Annotated in this window: 16 protein-coding genes; 5 read left to right on the top strand and 11 right to left on the bottom strand. The window is 63.9% G+C overall.

What is annotated here, in order from left to right:
- Positions 1-17 precede the first annotated feature (17 nt).
- The 3 genes from ACN0S5_RS13530 to ACN0S5_RS13520 are packed head-to-tail and all read left to right on the top strand — an operon-like array spanning position 18 to position 2381.
- Positions 18-884 carry an ABC transporter permease gene (locus tag ACN0S5_RS13530; protein WP_417209035.1) on the top strand — a complete coding sequence of 289 codons (867 nt, stop codon included), beginning with the start codon at positions 18-20 and terminating at the stop codon, positions 882-884.
- Position 885: 1 nt separating this feature from the next.
- Positions 886-1722, top strand: a complete 837-nt coding sequence (locus ACN0S5_RS13525) for an ABC transporter permease (protein ID WP_417209033.1) — start codon at positions 886-888, stop codon at positions 1720-1722.
- Positions 1719-2381 carry an aspartate/glutamate racemase family protein gene (locus ACN0S5_RS13520; protein WP_417209031.1) on the top strand — a complete coding sequence of 221 codons (663 nt, stop codon included), beginning with the start codon at positions 1719-1721 and terminating at the stop codon, positions 2379-2381. The genes ACN0S5_RS13525 and ACN0S5_RS13520 overlap by 4 nt, the downstream gene beginning before the upstream one ends.
- A 73-nt stretch (positions 2382-2454) precedes the next feature.
- Here the strand turns inward: ACN0S5_RS13520 and ACN0S5_RS13515 are convergent, their stop codons facing one another.
- From ACN0S5_RS13515 to ACN0S5_RS13485, 7 genes are read right to left on the bottom strand one after another with little or no spacing between them, the layout of a single operon-like run.
- Positions 2455-3090: a hypothetical protein gene (locus ACN0S5_RS13515; protein WP_417209029.1), complete on the bottom strand. Its 636-nt coding sequence runs from the start codon at positions 3088-3090 to the stop codon at positions 2455-2457.
- Positions 3087-4814 (bottom strand): ABC transporter ATP-binding protein, encoded by a 1728-nt coding sequence (locus ACN0S5_RS13510; RefSeq protein WP_417209027.1) that lies wholly within the window; start codon positions 4812-4814, stop codon positions 3087-3089. Before ACN0S5_RS13510 ends, ACN0S5_RS13515 begins: the two co-directional genes overlap by 4 nt.
- A complete protein-coding gene (gene peaD, locus ACN0S5_RS13505; RefSeq protein ID WP_417209024.1) occupies positions 4811-5887 on the bottom strand; it encodes a quinohemoprotein amine dehydrogenase subunit beta in 1077 nt (358 codons plus the stop codon). The genes ACN0S5_RS13510 and peaD overlap by 4 nt, the downstream gene beginning before the upstream one ends.
- Before the next feature lie 8 nt (positions 5888-5895).
- Positions 5896-6219 (bottom strand): quinohemoprotein amine dehydrogenase subunit gamma, encoded by a 324-nt coding sequence (qhpC, locus tag ACN0S5_RS13500; protein ID WP_323771805.1) that lies wholly within the window; start codon positions 6217-6219, stop codon positions 5896-5898.
- Positions 6216-7646, bottom strand: coding sequence for a quinohemoprotein amine dehydrogenase maturation protein (peaB, locus tag ACN0S5_RS13495; protein WP_417209021.1), 1431 nt, complete (start codon positions 7644-7646; stop codon positions 6216-6218). Before peaB ends, qhpC begins: the two co-directional genes overlap by 4 nt.
- A gap of 11 nt (positions 7647-7657) precedes the next feature.
- Complete coding sequence (peaA, locus tag ACN0S5_RS13490; RefSeq protein ID WP_417209019.1) at positions 7658-9196, bottom strand: quinohemoprotein amine dehydrogenase subunit alpha; 1539 nt, start codon at positions 9194-9196, stop codon at positions 7658-7660.
- Positions 9193-10473: an NAD(P)/FAD-dependent oxidoreductase gene (locus tag ACN0S5_RS13485; RefSeq protein ID WP_417209016.1), complete on the bottom strand. Its 1281-nt coding sequence runs from the start codon at positions 10471-10473 to the stop codon at positions 9193-9195. The genes peaA and ACN0S5_RS13485 overlap by 4 nt, the downstream gene beginning before the upstream one ends.
- Positions 10474-10632: 159 nt before the next feature.
- Between ACN0S5_RS13485 and ACN0S5_RS13480 the strand changes: the two genes are divergently transcribed.
- Together ACN0S5_RS13480 and ACN0S5_RS13475 are read left to right on the top strand one after the other, a co-directional pair.
- The gene (locus ACN0S5_RS13480) at positions 10633-11655 is read left to right on the top strand and encodes an AraC family transcriptional regulator (RefSeq protein ID WP_417209015.1); all 1023 of its coding nucleotides are present in this window, start codon (positions 10633-10635) and stop codon (positions 11653-11655) included.
- 120 nt (positions 11656-11775) lie between these two features.
- Positions 11776-12357, top strand: a complete 582-nt coding sequence (locus tag ACN0S5_RS13475; RefSeq protein ID WP_323771855.1) for a VOC family protein — start codon at positions 11776-11778, stop codon at positions 12355-12357.
- On the opposite strand, the gene ACN0S5_RS13470 is transcribed toward ACN0S5_RS13475, so the two are convergent.
- Genes ACN0S5_RS13470 through ACN0S5_RS13455 form a run of 4 tightly spaced genes read right to left on the bottom strand, consistent with a single transcriptional unit; the run spans position 12354 to position 15701 of the window.
- Entirely contained in the window at positions 12354-12833 is a 480-nt protein-coding gene (locus ACN0S5_RS13470; protein ID WP_417209012.1) for a MarR family winged helix-turn-helix transcriptional regulator, read from the bottom strand. The genes ACN0S5_RS13475 and ACN0S5_RS13470 overlap by 4 nt on opposite strands.
- A gap of 15 nt (positions 12834-12848) precedes the next feature.
- Positions 12849-13046 (bottom strand): DUF2783 domain-containing protein, encoded by a 198-nt coding sequence (locus ACN0S5_RS13465; protein WP_417209009.1) that lies wholly within the window; start codon positions 13044-13046, stop codon positions 12849-12851.
- 3 nt (positions 13047-13049) lie between these two features.
- Positions 13050-14672, bottom strand: coding sequence for an FAD-dependent oxidoreductase (locus ACN0S5_RS13460; protein WP_417209006.1), 1623 nt, complete (start codon positions 14670-14672; stop codon positions 13050-13052).
- Positions 14673-14684: 12 nt separating this feature from the next.
- The gene (locus ACN0S5_RS13455; protein ID WP_417209003.1) at positions 14685-15701 is read right to left on the bottom strand and encodes a hypothetical protein; all 1017 of its coding nucleotides are present in this window, start codon (positions 15699-15701) and stop codon (positions 14685-14687) included.
- Between the last annotated feature and the right edge of the window lie 27 nt (positions 15702-15728).

Genomic DNA, 15728 nt, shown 5'->3' with positions numbered 1-15728 from the left:
AGACGTGCGGAGGCCCGATGGCGGCGAATTATCTGAAAAATCGGCATGTGCTGGGATGGGTGCAGGCCGCGCCGCTGACGCTGGTGCTGGTGGGTTTCCTGATCGCGCCGATCATCATGATCGTGATTGTCAGCTTTTGGGGCGCGACCGAATTTTCGATCTATCCCGCGTTCCTATGGGACAATTACGAATTCCTGTTCTCGTCCCCGGTGACATACAAGGTGTTTGGCGCGACGTTCCGATACGCCTTCATCACATGGGCGCTGACCCTGACCATCGGCTTTACCGTTGCCTATTTCCTCGCCTTCCACGTGCGCAGCCTGACAGTTCAGATCGCGCTGTTCCTGATCTGCACGATCCCGTTCTGGACCTCGAACATCATCAGGATGATCTCTTGGATTCCGTTTCTGGGGCGCAACGGCATCGCCAACCAGACGTTGATCGGTTGGGGCGTGATCGACGAGCCGCTGGATTGGCTGCTGTATTCCGATTTCTCGGTGATCCTTGCCTTTGTGCATCTTTATACGCTGTTCATGGTGGTTCCGATCTTCAACACCATGATGCGGATCGACAAATCCCTGCTGGAAGCCGCGCGGGACAATGGTGCGTCGGGCTTTCAGACGCTGGTACATGTGATCATTCCGCTGACCAAGCCGGGGATCATGATCGGCACGATCTTTGTGGTGACGCTGGTGATGGGCGATTTCATCACCGTGCGTTTCATGAGCGGATCGCAGCGCGCCAATGTGGGGCGCTTGATCTCGAACGATATTGCCTTGTTGCAATACCCCTCCGCCGCCGCCACCGCCGTTGTGCTGCTCTGCACTGTGCTGATCGTGATCGCGATCCTGCTGCGCTTCGTCAACATCCGAAAGGAGCTGTAAGATGGAACGCCGCCCCCGCAGTTTCTACGTGCTTGCCGCCTTCTTTGGCCTGTTTGTGCTGTTTCTCTATGGCCCGATCCTGACCATCGGCATCCTCAGCTTTCAGGGTCCGCAAGGTGGCCTCACCTTTCCGATGAACGGCGTTTCGCTGCACTGGTTCCGCGACCTGTTTCAGGAACAGGCGGTGGGCGATATCTGGGGCGCGTTCCGGCGCAGTTTGGGTCTTGGTCTGTTGGTCATGGTCACCACGGTTGTGGTCTCGGTCATGGCCGGGCTGGCATTTCGCAAACGCTTTGCCGGATCGGCCATCCTGTTTTACGCGGCCATCACATCCTTGGTGATCCCGTCGATCCTTGTGTCGCTGGGCGTCGGGCTGATCTTCAACCAGTTGGGGCTGAGGGTGCATTGGGCGACCTCCGGGTTCGGGTCACAACTGACGTGGACGCTGCCCTTTGGCCTGTTGATCATGTTCGCCGTCTTCAACCGCTTTGACAAAAGCTATGAAGAGGCCGCGCGCGATCAGGGCGCGAACGCGTGGCAGACAATCCGCCACGTTGTCCTGCCGATCATCGCGCCGTCGCTGATTGGGGTCGCCCTGTTTGGCTTTACCCTGTCCTATGACGAGTTTGCCCGGACATTGCTGACCGCGGGCAGCTACAACACCCTGCCGCTGGAAATCTTTGGCATGACCACAAATGTCACCACGCCGGTGATCTTTGCGCTGGGCACCCTGACCACCCTGTTTTCCTTCGGGATCATCGCGGTGTTTGTCCTGAGCGCATGGCTCATGAACAAGCGCCGCGCGCGTCAGGGGTCGGATGCGGGCAAAGGCGTATGAAGATCGTCTATATCAACCCCAATGCGACAGAAAGCATGACACGGGGGATCGTGGCGACGGCGCGGCAGGCGCTGCCCGGGATTGAGATTGTCGGGATGACAAACAGCGATGGTCCGGCCGCGATCCAAGGGGCCGAGGACGGTGATCTGGCGGTGCCAGGTGTCCTGTCCAGGCTGGCAATAGCCCGGTCCGCGGGCGCGGATGCGGTCGTCATCGCCTGTTTTGACGACACCGGCCTTGTCGAAGCGCAGGCGCAGGCCGATTGTCCGGTGCTGGGCATCGGGCAGGCGTCTTACGTGATGGCCGCGTTGCTGGGGATGCGCTTTTCCGTGGTCACCTCGCTTGCCGTTTCGATCCCGGTCATTCAGCAGAATATCGACAGGCTCGGGTTTTCAGGGCTGGCCGCCCCGGTCCGGGCAAGCGGCCTGCCGGTTCTGACCATCGACAAGGGCGCGCCGGAAACGATTGACAGGATCGCCGCCGAGGTCGATCTGGCCCGCAGTGAAGACGGGGCTGCCTGCGCGGTGCTGGGCTGCGCGGGCATGGCCCCGCTCAAGTCCGCATTGGCGGCGAGGACCGCCGTGCCACTGATCGACGGTGTTGCGGCGTCCGCCCATCTGGCGCGGGCAGCGGTCGCCTGTATCGGCGGGACGGCATAGCGGGCGTCTCGATTGCCAATCGCGCCCCTGATTGCCTGACGTCGCGCCCCTCCCACAGGTGCGCACACGGGGGTCATGGTGTTGCGGTCCGGCGTTCGCGTCCGCGATGAGATGCGCCCGATTCAAGAAACGCCTTCGCCGCAGATGGGCACGTCAGGCCCTGCGCGGCAAGCACGCCGGTGACATGTGCGGCGGCGATGCTGGGACCGGCGACACCCGGCCTGTGCCCAAGGTGCGGGCAGGCGCCGAAGTCCGCTGTGGGCAGGGCAAGGTGGGACCATTGGCCCGGCGCGCAACGGGCGTCGCCCTGAACCGCGATCACCGGCGGAAGGGCGGCGGGCCAGACCGGCCCGCCGCGCGCCACGGCAGAGGCAACCACAACCCGATCCGCCAGCGCGGCGATGGCCTCGGCGACCTCTGGCGCGTTCCGGCCCAGCCCCAGCGAGCAATGCACGATTGCGGCGTCGGTGTCGGCGGCCAGCCGCAGCGCCGCGACCAGATCGGCGACCGAGGCCGCAAGACGCCCCCGAAAAACCGGAATGCTGATGATTGCGGCGCCGGGGGCCTCTGACCGGATCGCGGCGGCGATGGCGACCGCATGTTGTCCAGCGGGGCTGCGCAATATTGCCCCCCCGGCAGGGTCGATCACCTCGGCGATGCCGGGGCTGTCAGGGGCCAGCGGCCCGTCGATCAGCGCGACACGCGTCATGATGCGGCCCAGCGTGACAGGTCAACCGTGGTATCGAACCGGCCATAGGCGGCCTCATTGCCGTGGGTGACAATGATCCGCGTCGCTTGGGCATGTCGGGTGTCGAGGGCGGCGATGGTCCCGGCGACAAGGGCGGCATCCACCTCTGACAGCGCCTCATCCAGAATCAGCACGCGGAACGGACGCAGCATCGCACGCGCCACACAGAGCCGTTGGCGTTCTCCCCCCGACAGGGTCAAGCCGTCTTCGCCCAGCCAAGCGTCCAGCCCGCCACGGGCGGCGAAACGGTCCGACAGACCGACAAGGGACAGGACCTCCTGCATCGCGGTCCGCGTGGCGTCGGGCGCGGACATGGCAAGGTTTTCGGCCACGGTGCCTTCGATCACAAAGGGGCGTTGCGGCACAAAGGCCACCGCGCCGCGCAAATCCTGACGCGACAGGCTGCGCAGGTCGCAACCGCCCAGCAGGATGTGGCCCTGTTCTGGGTCGGCATGGCGTTGGAACAGCGCAAGGAGCGTGGATTTTCCCACCCCGCTTGGCCCGGTCAGGCGCAGTTTGGTGCCCGCCGGAATGTCAAAGGTGATCCCGGCGGCGATCTCCCGCGCGCCGTGTGAGACGGCTACATCCTTCAGCCGTAGATCCAGCGGCCCCTTAGGCAGGGGCAAAGGCGTGTCGGGCCACAGCAGGGCGTCCTCGGCCACCATGATCCCCGACAGCCGGTCCAGCGCCGCCTTGGTCCGCGCCTGCGCATGCCAGAGACCCATCAGCGATTGCATCGGGCCGACGAGAAACCCGAGGTAGGCGATAAAGGCAATCAGCGAGCCAAGCGGCCAAGTCCCGTCGATCACCATCAACCCGCCGACAAGGAAAATCGCCGACCGCACCAGCGCCGCCAACCCGGTGGGGACGCCGCGCGTGACCTCTCCCCACAGTTGCGCGCGCATCAGGGCGGCGTTCAGGGTGGTCTGACGGCGGGCGATGCTGCGGGCGACCGGTGCCTCGGCCCGCGCCGCCTGAATGGCCCCGTGCCCGGCGATCATCTCGGCGACCTGCCCGGCGAACTGTCCGCGTTCGGCCCGTGTTTCCCGTGCAAGTTTTTCCGTCCGTGGGCGTGCGAAGGCGAAAAACGCCAGTTCCAGAGGGGCCAGAGACACCGCCAGCAACGCCAGTTTCCAGTTCAGCAGGAACAGCATCGCCGCCCCGCCGACCAGCCGCAACACACCGGAGGAGCCGGTCAGCAGCGCGTTGAAGGCGAATTGCTGCACCTCGCCCGCGTCGCCGTCGATCCGGGCAAGGATTTCCCCCGTCCGCCCCCGCGCGCGCCACGCGGCAGAGCGTTCCAGAACGGTACGTGTCAGCAGCCCGCGCAGATCGGCGAGCATCGCGATAGAGGCCCGCATGTGCAGGACCGAGTTGAAGGCCCCCATCGCAAGACTGGCAAAGCCCACCGCCAGCAACATCAGCGACCAAAAGACCAGCGCCTGCGGGTCACCGGCCATCAGGCCCTGATCAATCACCAGTTTGGTCAGGTAGGGCGGCGCCAGAGCGGCCAGCGCCGCTATCAGGCCAAGACCCAGCAGAACCCCCAGAATACGCAGCCGGGGCAGGAGGATCGGCAACAGCCAACCCGCCGCGCGATCATCGAAAAGGCGCGCCCCGGCCCAATGGCCGAGACGCGCGGACAGCGTGGTGTCACGCCGTTTGATCGGACGTGCCAGGGTCAATCGACCTGCACGACCTGTAGCGTCGCGGTGCCCATGTCGCCGCCCGAGGGCACCAGCATCTCGCCGATCCGCTCCAGCGTTTCGGCATCGTAGACGCCGATATCGTCATTGGTTCCGGCCACATAAAGCTCCTTGCCGTCGGTCGAGATATTGATGACGTAATAGGTATGGGGCAAGTCGACGCGCTTGATCAACTCGCGGGTGTCCACGTCATGTTTCGACAGTTGGGTATAGACGCCGTACAGCAGGTTCTCGGCGTTCGGGTCGCGCACGCCCGAGAACATCAGCACCTCAAGCGAGGCAAAATCCTGCACCGTGGTGTCGCCGGTTTCCAGATCGACAGAGGAAAAGCCCCAGACAAAATCCGCCAGTTCGGTCTGCGTCTCGTCGCTGAACACGGCGGCGGTATACATCAGCATGAACTCTGCGTTTTGGGTGCCGATGGGCCAAAAGGCCAGAACATCCGGCGGGCTGTGCAGGGGGCGGTCCCAGCTGGCGTTGGGAATGGCCACCTCCAGCGTGCCGCTGGCGGGGTCCATGCCATAGATCTCATGCCCGCCGATGTAGACCGTGCCGTCATCGCCGGTCTGCATCACGGTCGACCGGCGCGGGGCAGGGTAGGTGCGCAGCGGCTCTGCCTCCAGCCCGCCATCGGCGGCATAGACGGCAAACTCCGGTTCCATCACCTCGTAGCGATCGACCAGCTTTCGCGTGGGGTTGCGGACGGTGTAGATCTCGGAGCCGTCGGCGGCGACTGCCAGCGACGCGATCGAGCGGCGCGTGACCTCATCCGTCGATTGCGCCGCATAGAACACCTTTTCGCAGGTCTCGATGTCGATCCCGATCACGTCCTGCCAGCGGTTGACCAGCACATAGGCCGTCTTGCCGTCGGGGGACATCTGGATCACGCCGGGGCTCATCTCCGTTCCCATCGGGCAGTCCTTGACCAAGGCGCGTTCCGCCGCGTCATAGACATAGAGGTTGCCGGGCTTGGCGACGGTGACCAGCAGGTCCTTGGCGGCGGCGGGTGTGGCCGCCGCAAGGAGCGCGGTCAGAAGAAATGCGTTTTTCATCATGCGCCTCACGTGTTCGAGTCCTTGGGGAAAACCGTGCCAAGCGCGCGCCAGTCGTCGGCAGCATTGGGGGCGTCCGCGCTCCAGTCGGGGTAGGTGACCATGGTGTCGGGCACCTGCGCGGGCCACCAGCAGGGGTCGGAACAGCCGTAAAGATCGGCCTCCATCGGCTGGCACAGGGCGGCGACGCCACCAAAGGGATCGACCTCCCATCCGGGGTCAAAGGTGGTGGCGCAGCCTGCGGTCACGGTCTGCATGGCGCGGACCTCGTCCATCTTGTCTTCCGCCGCGGCCTGAAGCGTCCGCGCGGCTTTCTGGTTCAGCGGTTTCATTTGTGGTTCGCCTTTCTGGGGGCAATGTGGTCGTGGAAATACTGCGGGTTGGTGGCGATCAGGTCGCCGTAGACCTCGATGCCGAAATCGATCCAGTCCCGCATCAGGTCGCAATAGTGATACGCCGGTTTCAGCGGGTCGCTGAAATGCGCATAGCTTTCGTGGTAGCAGCCGCCCGAGCATAGGTTGCGAATCCGGCACGTGGCACAGCCCTTGTCGGTGCGGTCCAGACGGCTTTCGAGGAAGCCGGCCAGCTTGGGCTTTTCGATCCCTGTCGTCACGTCGCCGAATTTGAGGTCCGTGCCGGTGAACCGATGGCACAGGTTGATGGTGCCGGAATGGTCCACCGCCAGCATCCCGATGCCCGCACCACAGGGCAGCGCCTTGGAGCGGCCCTCCCACAGATCCTGCATCAGCTGGTGCATGTTGGAAAAGCCGATGTTGCTGCCCTCACGTGCCTCGCGGTGATAACGGCGGCCCAGCGATTTCATGCCCTCGAAGACCTCCAGCAGTTCATCGCCGCTGAGGTTGAAGGCGGTCATGTCGCCGGAGGTCACCGGGCTGAAACCAACCTCGGCAAAGCCGATGTCGTTTTTCAGGTGGTCCCAGATTTCCTCAACCTTGGTCACACCGGCTGTCAGCGTCACCCGCGCGCCCACGGGGCGCGATTTGTAGCGTGACAACAGCATCCGCGCCTTGGCGGCAACCGCATCGTAAGAGCCTTTGCCGCCAACGGTCTTGCGGTTGAGGTCATGCAGGGCCTTGGGCCCGTCCATCGACACGGTCAGGCCAAAGCGGTGTGCGTCCAGCCAGTCCACCAGCGTTTCCGTAAGCAGCGTCGCATTGGTGGTCAGGGTAAAGTTCACCTCCTTGCCCAAAGCGGCAAAGCGCGGCTCTGCATGGGCCACCACGTCGCGGATCAGCGGCATGTTGGACAGCGGCTCACCCCCGAAAAAGACGATGTTATAGGCCTCGCGGTCCGGGCTTTCCTTGAGCAGCAGGTCGATGGACTGCACCGCCGTGTCAAAGGCCATCTTGCGCCCGGCGTTGGGGGTATCAAGGTCCTCCTTGTAGCAGTAGGAACAGGCAAGGTTGCAGCCGGTGTTCACGTTCAGGATGATCGTGGACAGGGGAAAGTTCTCGATCTTGATGTCCGGGCGTTCGGCCGTCACCGGCCTGCCATCGGTCAGGATGTCGAGATCCAGCAGCCCTTGCAGCTTTTCGGCCAGTTGCGCGGGGTCTTGTCCCTTGAAACGGTCGCGCATGTCGGCCTCGGCGACATCACCCCGTTCGGCGAAGTAGCCCAGAACCTCTCCATCCAGCGCGTCGAGTTCAAACAACGAGGTGGTGGGGATGTGAAAGAGCAGGTTCCGCTCTTCCACGCGCACCATGTGGGCATTGTGTGGTTGAAAACGTAGGTATCCCATCTGTGTCTCCCTCAGCGGATCGGCGGATCGATGAAACGCTGCACGGTCACGATCAACTGTGCATCGCCGGTCAGACCCGCCGCCTTGGCGACGATCTTGAGGTCCCCCGCGTTGTTGGTCGAGAACGGGCGGTCCGGGTTGGGTCCGGCCACGGCGGGGGTAAAGATCCCGTCGGCGCCGATCTGTCCGGCAAAGGCCGCATCCTTCATCGCCTCGGCGATATCGTTGTGGTTTTCGACGCTCCATTCGGCATCGACGGCACCTAGGCGGATGTCGTCGTCCGTGTCGGGGGTGCCGTCCGGCCCGTTCCACCAGCCAATCGCCTTGAAGCGTGCGGGCACCGGCGCAGGACCCGTGTCAGAGCCACCGCCGACGCGGGCAATGGTAAAGCCGGGTTCGACCGTCAGGCGGTCAAGGGTGTCAAACAGCGCGGCCTTGGCCGTGTCATCGCCAGCGGTAAAGGTGAACCCGGCGCTTTCGCCAGCCAGATGCGCGGTCGCGCCAAAGGCATTTGTCGTGACCTGATCGGCAAGGCCGTTGCTGCCTTCGATCCGCATGTCGTCCAGCCCGGTGCCGACGACCTGAACCGTGGCATCCTGCCCGGCAATGGCCTCTGGCACCACGCCCAGCAGGGCGGGTCCGCTGCCGACCTTGGCCGCTTTCAGTGTCCCGCCAAGACTGTCGTCGTCGCGCAGGAACTGGCGGCCTGCAAGGGCGCTGCCGTCCTCGGACATGGCCAGCACCTGCCGGTAGGCGGTGCCGCCGATGGTCAGGTTGGCGCGCCATTCAAACCCTGTGTAAAGGTTCATCTGCCCGCCAACCGGCGCGGTGGTGCCGTCCGCCAGCGTCATTTCTCCGGTCACGGCGTAAGGCGCGGCGTCGCCCGCGACGGTCAGCGTGCCATAGGCCGGGCCGCTTCCCGGCAGATCGGTCAGCACAACCCAGTCACCGGCCACATCGGGTTTGTCCGCTGCCTGCCACGCGGCCCATGCATCGGTTTCCAGCGGATAGGTTTCGGCCAGCAGCGGCGCGATCTCTTCCGAGGCGATCTTGTACCACTCGCGGTCGCGGCCAAGCGCCTGATATTCGATTGTGGGGAACTGGCCGACGTGGAAATCCATGTGCAGGGACCACTCTTCGGCGGTCCGTCGCTGCAACGCGACCCGCGCGCCGGTATGGCAGCGCGCGCACATCGTTCCCAACGGCTCGTCTATGGCTTCGACGTGGGCGGGGTCCTTTTCAAGCGCATAGCGCCAATCGGCGGTTTCCGACGGGGCAAGGCCCTGTGTGTCGGCAAGGTAGGCAACCAGCTCCGCCTGTTCGTCGACAGAGATGTCCAGACCATGATACATGCGCATCCGGACAATGGTCATCAGCCAGCCCTCGGGTGATTTCCGTTGTCCGGAAATGCGCGTCAGCCCGGCATCGGTCATCGCGTGGCAGGTGCCGCAGGTGGTTTCCAGCAGGTCCTTGCCGTCCTGCGCTTGGGCGAAACCCCCGGCCACGGTGCAAATGGCGGCGAGCACCAGCGCGCCTCCTCGGTTCATCATGTTGTAACCTCCTTGTTGTTCGTTGCCGGTGCGGTCGGAATGCCGCGCTCGGTCAGCCAATCGTGAATGCGACATGCGGTTGCGGGCGGTGCGTCCGTCAGGATGTGACGGGCAAAGGTGTCCTTGTCGGGCAGCGCGCCGTGGCGCAGTCGGGCCAGAACCGGCCCGATCTCGACCCCGCCGACAAATGCGACGCCTTCCGGCTCCTGCGGCGTGATCAGGACGTCTGTCTCGGCCAGCCGACCGCCACGCACCACCACACGGCGGTCAAGAAAGGCGGCGGCGGGCGGGACCGGCTCTGCGGGGATGTCGTCGGGCCAGAGACGACGCGCCTGCCAGAAGGGGCCGTCAAGACCGGCAGCCCGGTAGAAATCGCGTCCGACGCGGGCTTGTCGGTCAAAGGTCGCGACAACGCGGCCTTTGTAAAACCGGCGGGCAAGGTCTGTTTGGCCGCTGAGCAGCGCCTCGGCCAGCGGTGCGGCCATCAAGGCAGAGGCCAGCGCCCAGAACAGCCCGTGTCCGGACAGCGGGTCCATTGCCACGGCGGCGTCGCCAAGGCGCGGCATGTCGGGGTCAAGATCGGGCGCGGACAGCCGCAATTCGGCACCGGTGACGCGTGCCGTGTCAGGCAGGTCAAACCCGGTCATGTCGCGCCAGACCTGTGCGGGATCACGCGCGGCATCGGCGTCAACGGTCACTTGGGTCCAGCCGCGCGCGCCATCGCTGATCCGCCAGATCCAGCCTTTGGCGTGGGCGATGACCTCTGCGCCGGGCGCGCAGGCCTTGGTGGCGGCGGACAGGCTGACAGTCGGCACCCCGCGTTTGCGGCCCGGCGCGGTGCGGGCGCGGCGTCCGCGTGCCTCAAACACCAGTCCCGCCGCGATGCGCCGCCCGTCGGCCAGCAGGATCGCGCCCGGTTGCACCTTGGCCACGGTGCCGTTGACCAGTGTCACGCCTTCCGCCTTGGCCTGTGTGCGCAGCCCGGCGTCAAAAGCGCGGCGCGACAGGATGTGTTCGCGGTTGGGAACCCCGGTCAGGTCGCCCCAGCGGACCCGGCGTTCGACCATCGGGCCCAGACCCTCCAGCGCCAGATCTTGGGCTTTCATGGCAGCCACCAGCCGCGCCCCGGCACCCTCGACCCAATCGGTCCGCGGCGCGCCGTCGACCAGCGTCACCCGCGCCCCGGCACGCGTCAGCAGAATAGCGGCAATCGCGCCCGCAGGACCGCCGCCCGCTATCGCCAAGTCCGGAACGCTGGGGGTGTACTTGTTGATCATGACGCCAGCGTAGAAACAGATTGATGCATTGCATCTGACATTTTCGGACAATTTGCGTGGCGCGTGGCGGCGACACCTTGCGCGCGCGCTATTTTGCGTTCCAATCAAGCGATGCTAAGCTCCCACAGGGGCCAGCCAACTCAAGCGTATCAAGCCGAAATGCCAGAAACCGCTCAAATCGTTGCCACCGCCATTCGCGATCCGATTCGGATTGTGCGCGACCTTGGTGGCGACGTCTCGCAACTGTGCGCCGCCGCGGCCGTTGAGATGCCGGACCTTTTGGCGCGGCCTTCTTCGCTGCCGCTCCGGCAGTTTGTCACGCTGAACCAGATCGCCGCCAGCCGCCTGCATGCCCCGCATTTTGGCCGCTTTGTGGGGGCCAATTTCGACGTCACCAATATCGGAGAGGTGGGCCGCGCGGCGATGGCGGCGCCGACATTGGGCGCGGCCCTGCGGCTGGTCGAACGGGCCTTCAACACGGTGCAGGACGAGACGGATTTTCGGCTGGAGGTCCGTGGCGGTGAGGCCTGCCTGTCCTACCGCATTCTGGATGCGAACATCTGGCCACGGGATCAGGACGCGGAGCTGACCATCGGGGTCTTTGCATCAATGATCGCCCGTGTGGCCGGGGCGGGCTGGTGCCCGACGGAGCTGTGCTTTGAACATCCCGACCAAGGGGCCGATCATCGCAGCGGAGCGGCGGCGTTCAGCCCGGTTATCTATCAGGCGGACACCAACGCGCTGACTTTCAGCGCGGGGCTTCTGGACAGGCCGATGCCCGGCGGGGATCTGCGGCGCTTTCAGATGCGGTCTACAGAGTTGACCGAAGTCGCCATCCGGCTGGAACGCGACTGCACTCTGGTAGAGCGGACAAGGCGACAGGTGATGCTGACAATGGGCAATGGCTGTGCGGATCAGACATTGGTCGCCCGGCAACTGGGGCTGTCACGGCGCAGCCTGCGGCGCAGGCTGGCCGATGAAGGCACCAGCTTTGCCGAGATCCTCGGCCAGTGCCGCGATCTCCGTGCAATGACCTTGCTTGCCAAAACCGGCCTGCCGATCCCTGAAATCGCGGACCGACTGGGCTATTCCGAGGCCAGCAGCTTTGAGCGCGCCTTCCGTCGCCGCACGGGGCAGACACCCGCAGCCTATCGCCGGTCCAGCGCCGATCAGGGGGCCTGAGGTCAACCACGCCCATCGACCAAGTGTTTGAACTTTGCGCAAACTGACCCATTCTTTCGACAGGGCATGGCGTGCGCCATGCGCAACACCGGGGGGAACGGAATGAGCCAGCCAGACAAAATCCGAAAGCTTCAGACGCAGGGCGTGCACCACATCACGCTGATCGGGGCCGACCGCCAGACCTCGATTGATTTCTGGGAGGGGGTGCTGGGCATGCCCTTCATTTTTGATCAACCGAACCTTGATGCCCCGGACGAGGGGCACCTGTACTTTGATCCGGGCGATGGCCGTTTGATCACGATATTCACCAATGAGACCCGCAAGCCCGATGCCACATCCGTGCCAGAGGCGACGGGATCGCTGCATCATCTGGCGCTGAACGTCAGTCAGGCCAGCTTTTGGCAGGCGGCGGCGCGGTTGGATGCGCGTGGCGTGTCGCATTCCGGTCCGGTGGACCGGGGGTTCATGGACTCGATCTATTTCCGCGATCCGCTGGGCCTGCGCATCGAATTGGCCAGCTACAGGTTTGAGCCGCCCGAGGGCTGTCGCCATGCGGATGTGATGATCGAGGCGCATCGCATCCGGGTTGCGCGCGGCGACCACCACATCGACCGAGAGCATCTGGCCGATGCCATCGAATTGCTGGTGGAACGGCGGCAACAGTCCTTGTCGACCGATCGCGGGGCGAAGAACCCGTATTAGGGCAGGGGGTCGCGCTCTGTGTCGGGCAGGCCGGTCCGATTGCCAATCGCGTCGGTCAGCGCATCCAGTCCCCGTTCCAGCGCGGCGCGATCTTCGGGCGACATGGCGCGCAAGATCTCACTCGACCGATGTTCGACTTGTGGCAGCGCCTCGGCGAACAAGGCACGCCCCTTTTTGGTGCAGGTGTAAACCCGCAAACGGCGGTCATCCGGCGCGACCTTCCGGGTGATCAGACCCTTGTCCTCCAGCCGCTGCGACGCGCGGCTGACCTGAACCCTGTCCAAAGTGGATCGGCGGCCCAGGTCGCGCGAGGTGACCTTTTCTTCGCCCGCCAGCAGAAACAGCAGCCGCCACTCCTCACGGCTGAGACCAAATTCGCGGCCATAAACCTCAACCAGATTTCGCGAGAACCCTTCTGCCGCCACCGCAAGGCGATAGGGAAAGAAAGACTCCAACTGTAGGGTCAGCTTATCCATCAGGGGCCTCAATGTTCATCTGTCCGGTTTCGCGGCGGCCTTCAGGGCCGCACCGATCACCTGCGCGTCGCCGATCTGGTTCGCAAGGATCAGGATCAGACGCGCGTTGAAGGCGGCGCTGTCGTCCTCGCTCAATCCGTCGTGGGCTGCGATCAACGCGGCGTAAAAATCGTCCGGACGGTCGAGGTTGGGGGTCAGTGTCAGGTCGGCCATCTGTTACTCCAATCCAACGGCAAGGCGCAGGGCCGCGCGGGTGGCGGCATCGTCAAAGGTGTGCCAGCGCGCGGCCACATGTTGATCCGGGCGGATCAGGTAGACGCCGGATGCGGCCTCGCCCAGATACCGCGCGGCCAGCAGGTCTTTCATGCCATCGGCGGCGGACAGCGCCACGCGGGTCAGCGGTATCCCACCCTCGTCAAGGCTATCCGGGGCCTCGGCATCGATGGTCAGCAGGACAAAGCCGCCGCCCAGCCGGTCCAGCAAGAACCCATCATCCAGAGGCACGTCGGGGCAGGGACTGCCGGGGCGCGTGCGTACGGGGCCACCGGGCAGCGCATCCGCGCTGTTCAGCGGGCCAGCATCATAGGTGCAGGGCACCGACAGGCGGCCGGAATTCACCAGCGGGCGCGCAAATTCATACTGTTCGGCAAGGTCCAGCACAGCGTTGCGGAACGTGTAGCTGATCTTGGACTTGGGGGTGATGAAATCGGTCGACCTTGTGGAGTTCAGGATGTTCTCATCCGCGCCAAAGACGCGTTCTGTATCGTAGCTGTCCAGCAGGCTCTCCGGTGCCTTGCCGCCGACCACCAGACCCAGTTTCCAGCCAAGGTTGTCGACGTCCTGCATTCCGGAATTCGCGCCGCGCGCCCCAAAAGGCGACACCTGATGCGCGGAGTCGCCTGCAAACAGCACGCGCCCGTGGCGAAATTTTTTCATCCGGCGGCATTGGAAGGTATAGATCGAGGTCCAGACGATCTCATAGTCGACCTCACCCAGCATGGCGTCCAGCCGGGCGCGGACGTTTTCCTCTTGCAGTTCTTTCTTGCGGTCCACGTCCCAGCCGATCTGGAAATCGACCCGCCAGACGCCATCGGGCTGTTTGTGCAGCAGGGTCGAGGCACCGGATTTGAAATAAGGTTCAAACCAGAACCAACGCTCGGTCGGGAAGGTGTCGTTCACCATCTTGATGTCAGCGATGAGAAAGCTGTCCTCAAAGACGCGGCCTTCGAAATCCAGCCCCATCATGCCGCGCAGCGGGCTGGAGGCGCCATCACATCCGATCAGCCAATCGGCCTCGATGGTGTACGGGCCGTCGGGCGTTGTGATCTCCAGCGTGACGTGATCGTCGTGGGGGGTGACATTGTCGACGCGGTTCTTGCCGCGCAACTTGATCGGCGCGCCATTGGCCTGCGCCTCACGCACACGCTCTACAAGGAAGCGTTCGAAATAGGGCTGTTGCAGGTTGATGAAGGCGGGGAACTTATGCCCTTCCTCTGGCAGCAGGTTGAACTCGAACACCTTGCGGTCGTCGTGGAACACCTTGCCAAGATTCCAGACCACGCCCTTGTCCAGCATCGGTTTGCCGCAGCCATAGCGGTCGGCAATCTCGAGGCTGCGCTTGGCGAAACAAATCGCGCGGCTGCCCATGCCGATGCCCTCGTGATCGTCCAGAACGACGACCGGAATGCCCTGAAGGCCAAGGTCCAGCGCCGTGGCGATGCCGATGGGACCACCGCCCATGACGACAACCGGATGCCGGACGGGTTGGTCCGTGTCCTGATCGCCGGAGCGTTCGTACGGATAGAGCTTGAAGGCAAGCTGGTATCGGTCGTGGATCATTGGATGGTCCTCTCAGAAGTCGCGCTGATTGCCGGGACGGATGTCGACTAGGGGCATCGGGCCGGGGTAACGGACCCATTGGGGATGATAGCTGTCGAGGCGGATGTCAGCGAAGTTCGTCAATTCGGACTGCACAACCCTGTCAAGATTCCCACCACCAAAGGCCTGTACTTGGTGTTTGCAAAACATTGATCCGTCGAAGGGAAAGAACTCTGGCAGGCCGTTGCTTCGCGAGATTTGGAAACTGGCGGTAAACGACTGGAAATCGCTCAATGTGTCGGTCTCTCTGGGAAGGTCGGCATACCAGCGCCAGGCATTCCAGCATGCGGTATTGGTGGCCTCAAAGGACATCGGCGGCACATCATACCCATATAGCTGAAGGCCATAGGCGTTGAGGTGATCAATCCGTTGGACGTAGTGGAAATCTTCGCCTGTGTGGTTGAACATCCGTGTCAGAACGTCTTGGGAAATCCGGAGTTTTCTGGCGTCCCGTGAAATCATGCCCACCGCCTGAATTGCGATGCCATATGCGGTCTGAACGTCGTCACGCGTGAATTGGCCCTCCGGCAGGACCAATGCAGGCGCGTGAAAACCAAGGCGCGATGTCGGATGCACATAGCGGCTGGACTTCCAGCCTTGGCCAGACCTCGTGTCAAGGTTGCCGCCCATGAAAGCCACTGCACAGGCTGACAGGCACTCAGCGCCCGGATCGACTCGGGTCGTCACTGCATTGTCGTAGATCACATGGGCCATCGCGATGGCCTCGGCAAAGGAACCGCCCGGGCTTTCCAAACATAAGACAACCTGACTGTCGGTTCGGGGGGACGGGAAGTTGTCCACTTTGGCGGTTTCGGATTGCAGGAGCGCCAATAGAGCGTCGGCATCGCCAGACTGGATTTGCCCACTTACCTTAAGGCTGCATCCCAAGGCAGGGTCCGTCTGGATCGGGCCAACTCTTTCAATGGTTGCCGCATGGGCCGTGCCTGCGGTCATCAGGCTGATCAGTGTTGCGCCGAAAATCTTGTACATACCGGCTCCTCCGTTCCGGTGGTGGGA

Source organism: Antarctobacter sp. (assembly GCF_048262615.1).
Taxonomy (GTDB): Bacteria; Pseudomonadota; Alphaproteobacteria; order Rhodobacterales; family Rhodobacteraceae; genus Antarctobacter.
The sequence above is the reverse complement of the archived record's forward strand: the minus strand, read 5'-3'. Positions and strand labels throughout refer to the sequence as shown.

Bases quoted from the DNA above. Each gene is read 5' to 3' on its own strand.
- ACN0S5_RS13515 (WP_417209029.1), bottom strand. From the start codon at position 3,090: ATGACGCGTGTCGCGCTGATCGACGGGCCGCTGGCCCCTGACAGCCCC.
- ACN0S5_RS13480 (WP_417209015.1), top strand. From the start codon at position 10,633: ATGCCAGAAACCGCTCAAATCGTTGCCACCGCCATTCGCGATCCGATT.
- ACN0S5_RS13470 (WP_417209012.1), bottom strand. From the start codon at position 12,833: ATGGATAAGCTGACCCTACAGTTGGAGTCTTTCTTTCCCTATCGCCTT.
- ACN0S5_RS13525 (WP_417209033.1), top strand. From the start codon at position 886: ATGGAACGCCGCCCCCGCAGTTTCTACGTGCTTGCCGCCTTCTTTGGC.
- peaA (WP_417209019.1), bottom strand. From the start codon at position 9,196: ATGATGAACCGAGGAGGCGCGCTGGTGCTCGCCGCCATTTGCACCGTG.
- qhpC (WP_323771805.1), bottom strand. From the start codon at position 6,219: ATGAAACCGCTGAACCAGAAAGCCGCGCGGACGCTTCAGGCCGCGGCG.
- ACN0S5_RS13465 (WP_417209009.1), bottom strand. From the start codon at position 13,046: ATGGCCGACCTGACACTGACCCCCAACCTCGACCGTCCGGACGATTTT.
- peaB (WP_417209021.1), bottom strand. From the start codon at position 7,646: ATGGGATACCTACGTTTTCAACCACACAATGCCCACATGGTGCGCGTG.
- ACN0S5_RS13530 (WP_417209035.1), top strand. From the start codon at position 18: ATGGCGGCGAATTATCTGAAAAATCGGCATGTGCTGGGATGGGTGCAG.
- ACN0S5_RS13520 (WP_417209031.1), top strand. From the start codon at position 1,719: ATGAAGATCGTCTATATCAACCCCAATGCGACAGAAAGCATGACACGG.
- peaD (WP_417209024.1), bottom strand. From the start codon at position 5,887: ATGAAAAACGCATTTCTTCTGACCGCGCTCCTTGCGGCGGCCACACCC.
- ACN0S5_RS13455 (WP_417209003.1), bottom strand. From the start codon at position 15,701: ATGTACAAGATTTTCGGCGCAACACTGATCAGCCTGATGACCGCAGGC.
- ACN0S5_RS13485 (WP_417209016.1), bottom strand. From the start codon at position 10,473: ATGATCAACAAGTACACCCCCAGCGTTCCGGACTTGGCGATAGCGGGC.
- ACN0S5_RS13460 (WP_417209006.1), bottom strand. From the start codon at position 14,672: ATGATCCACGACCGATACCAGCTTGCCTTCAAGCTCTATCCGTACGAA.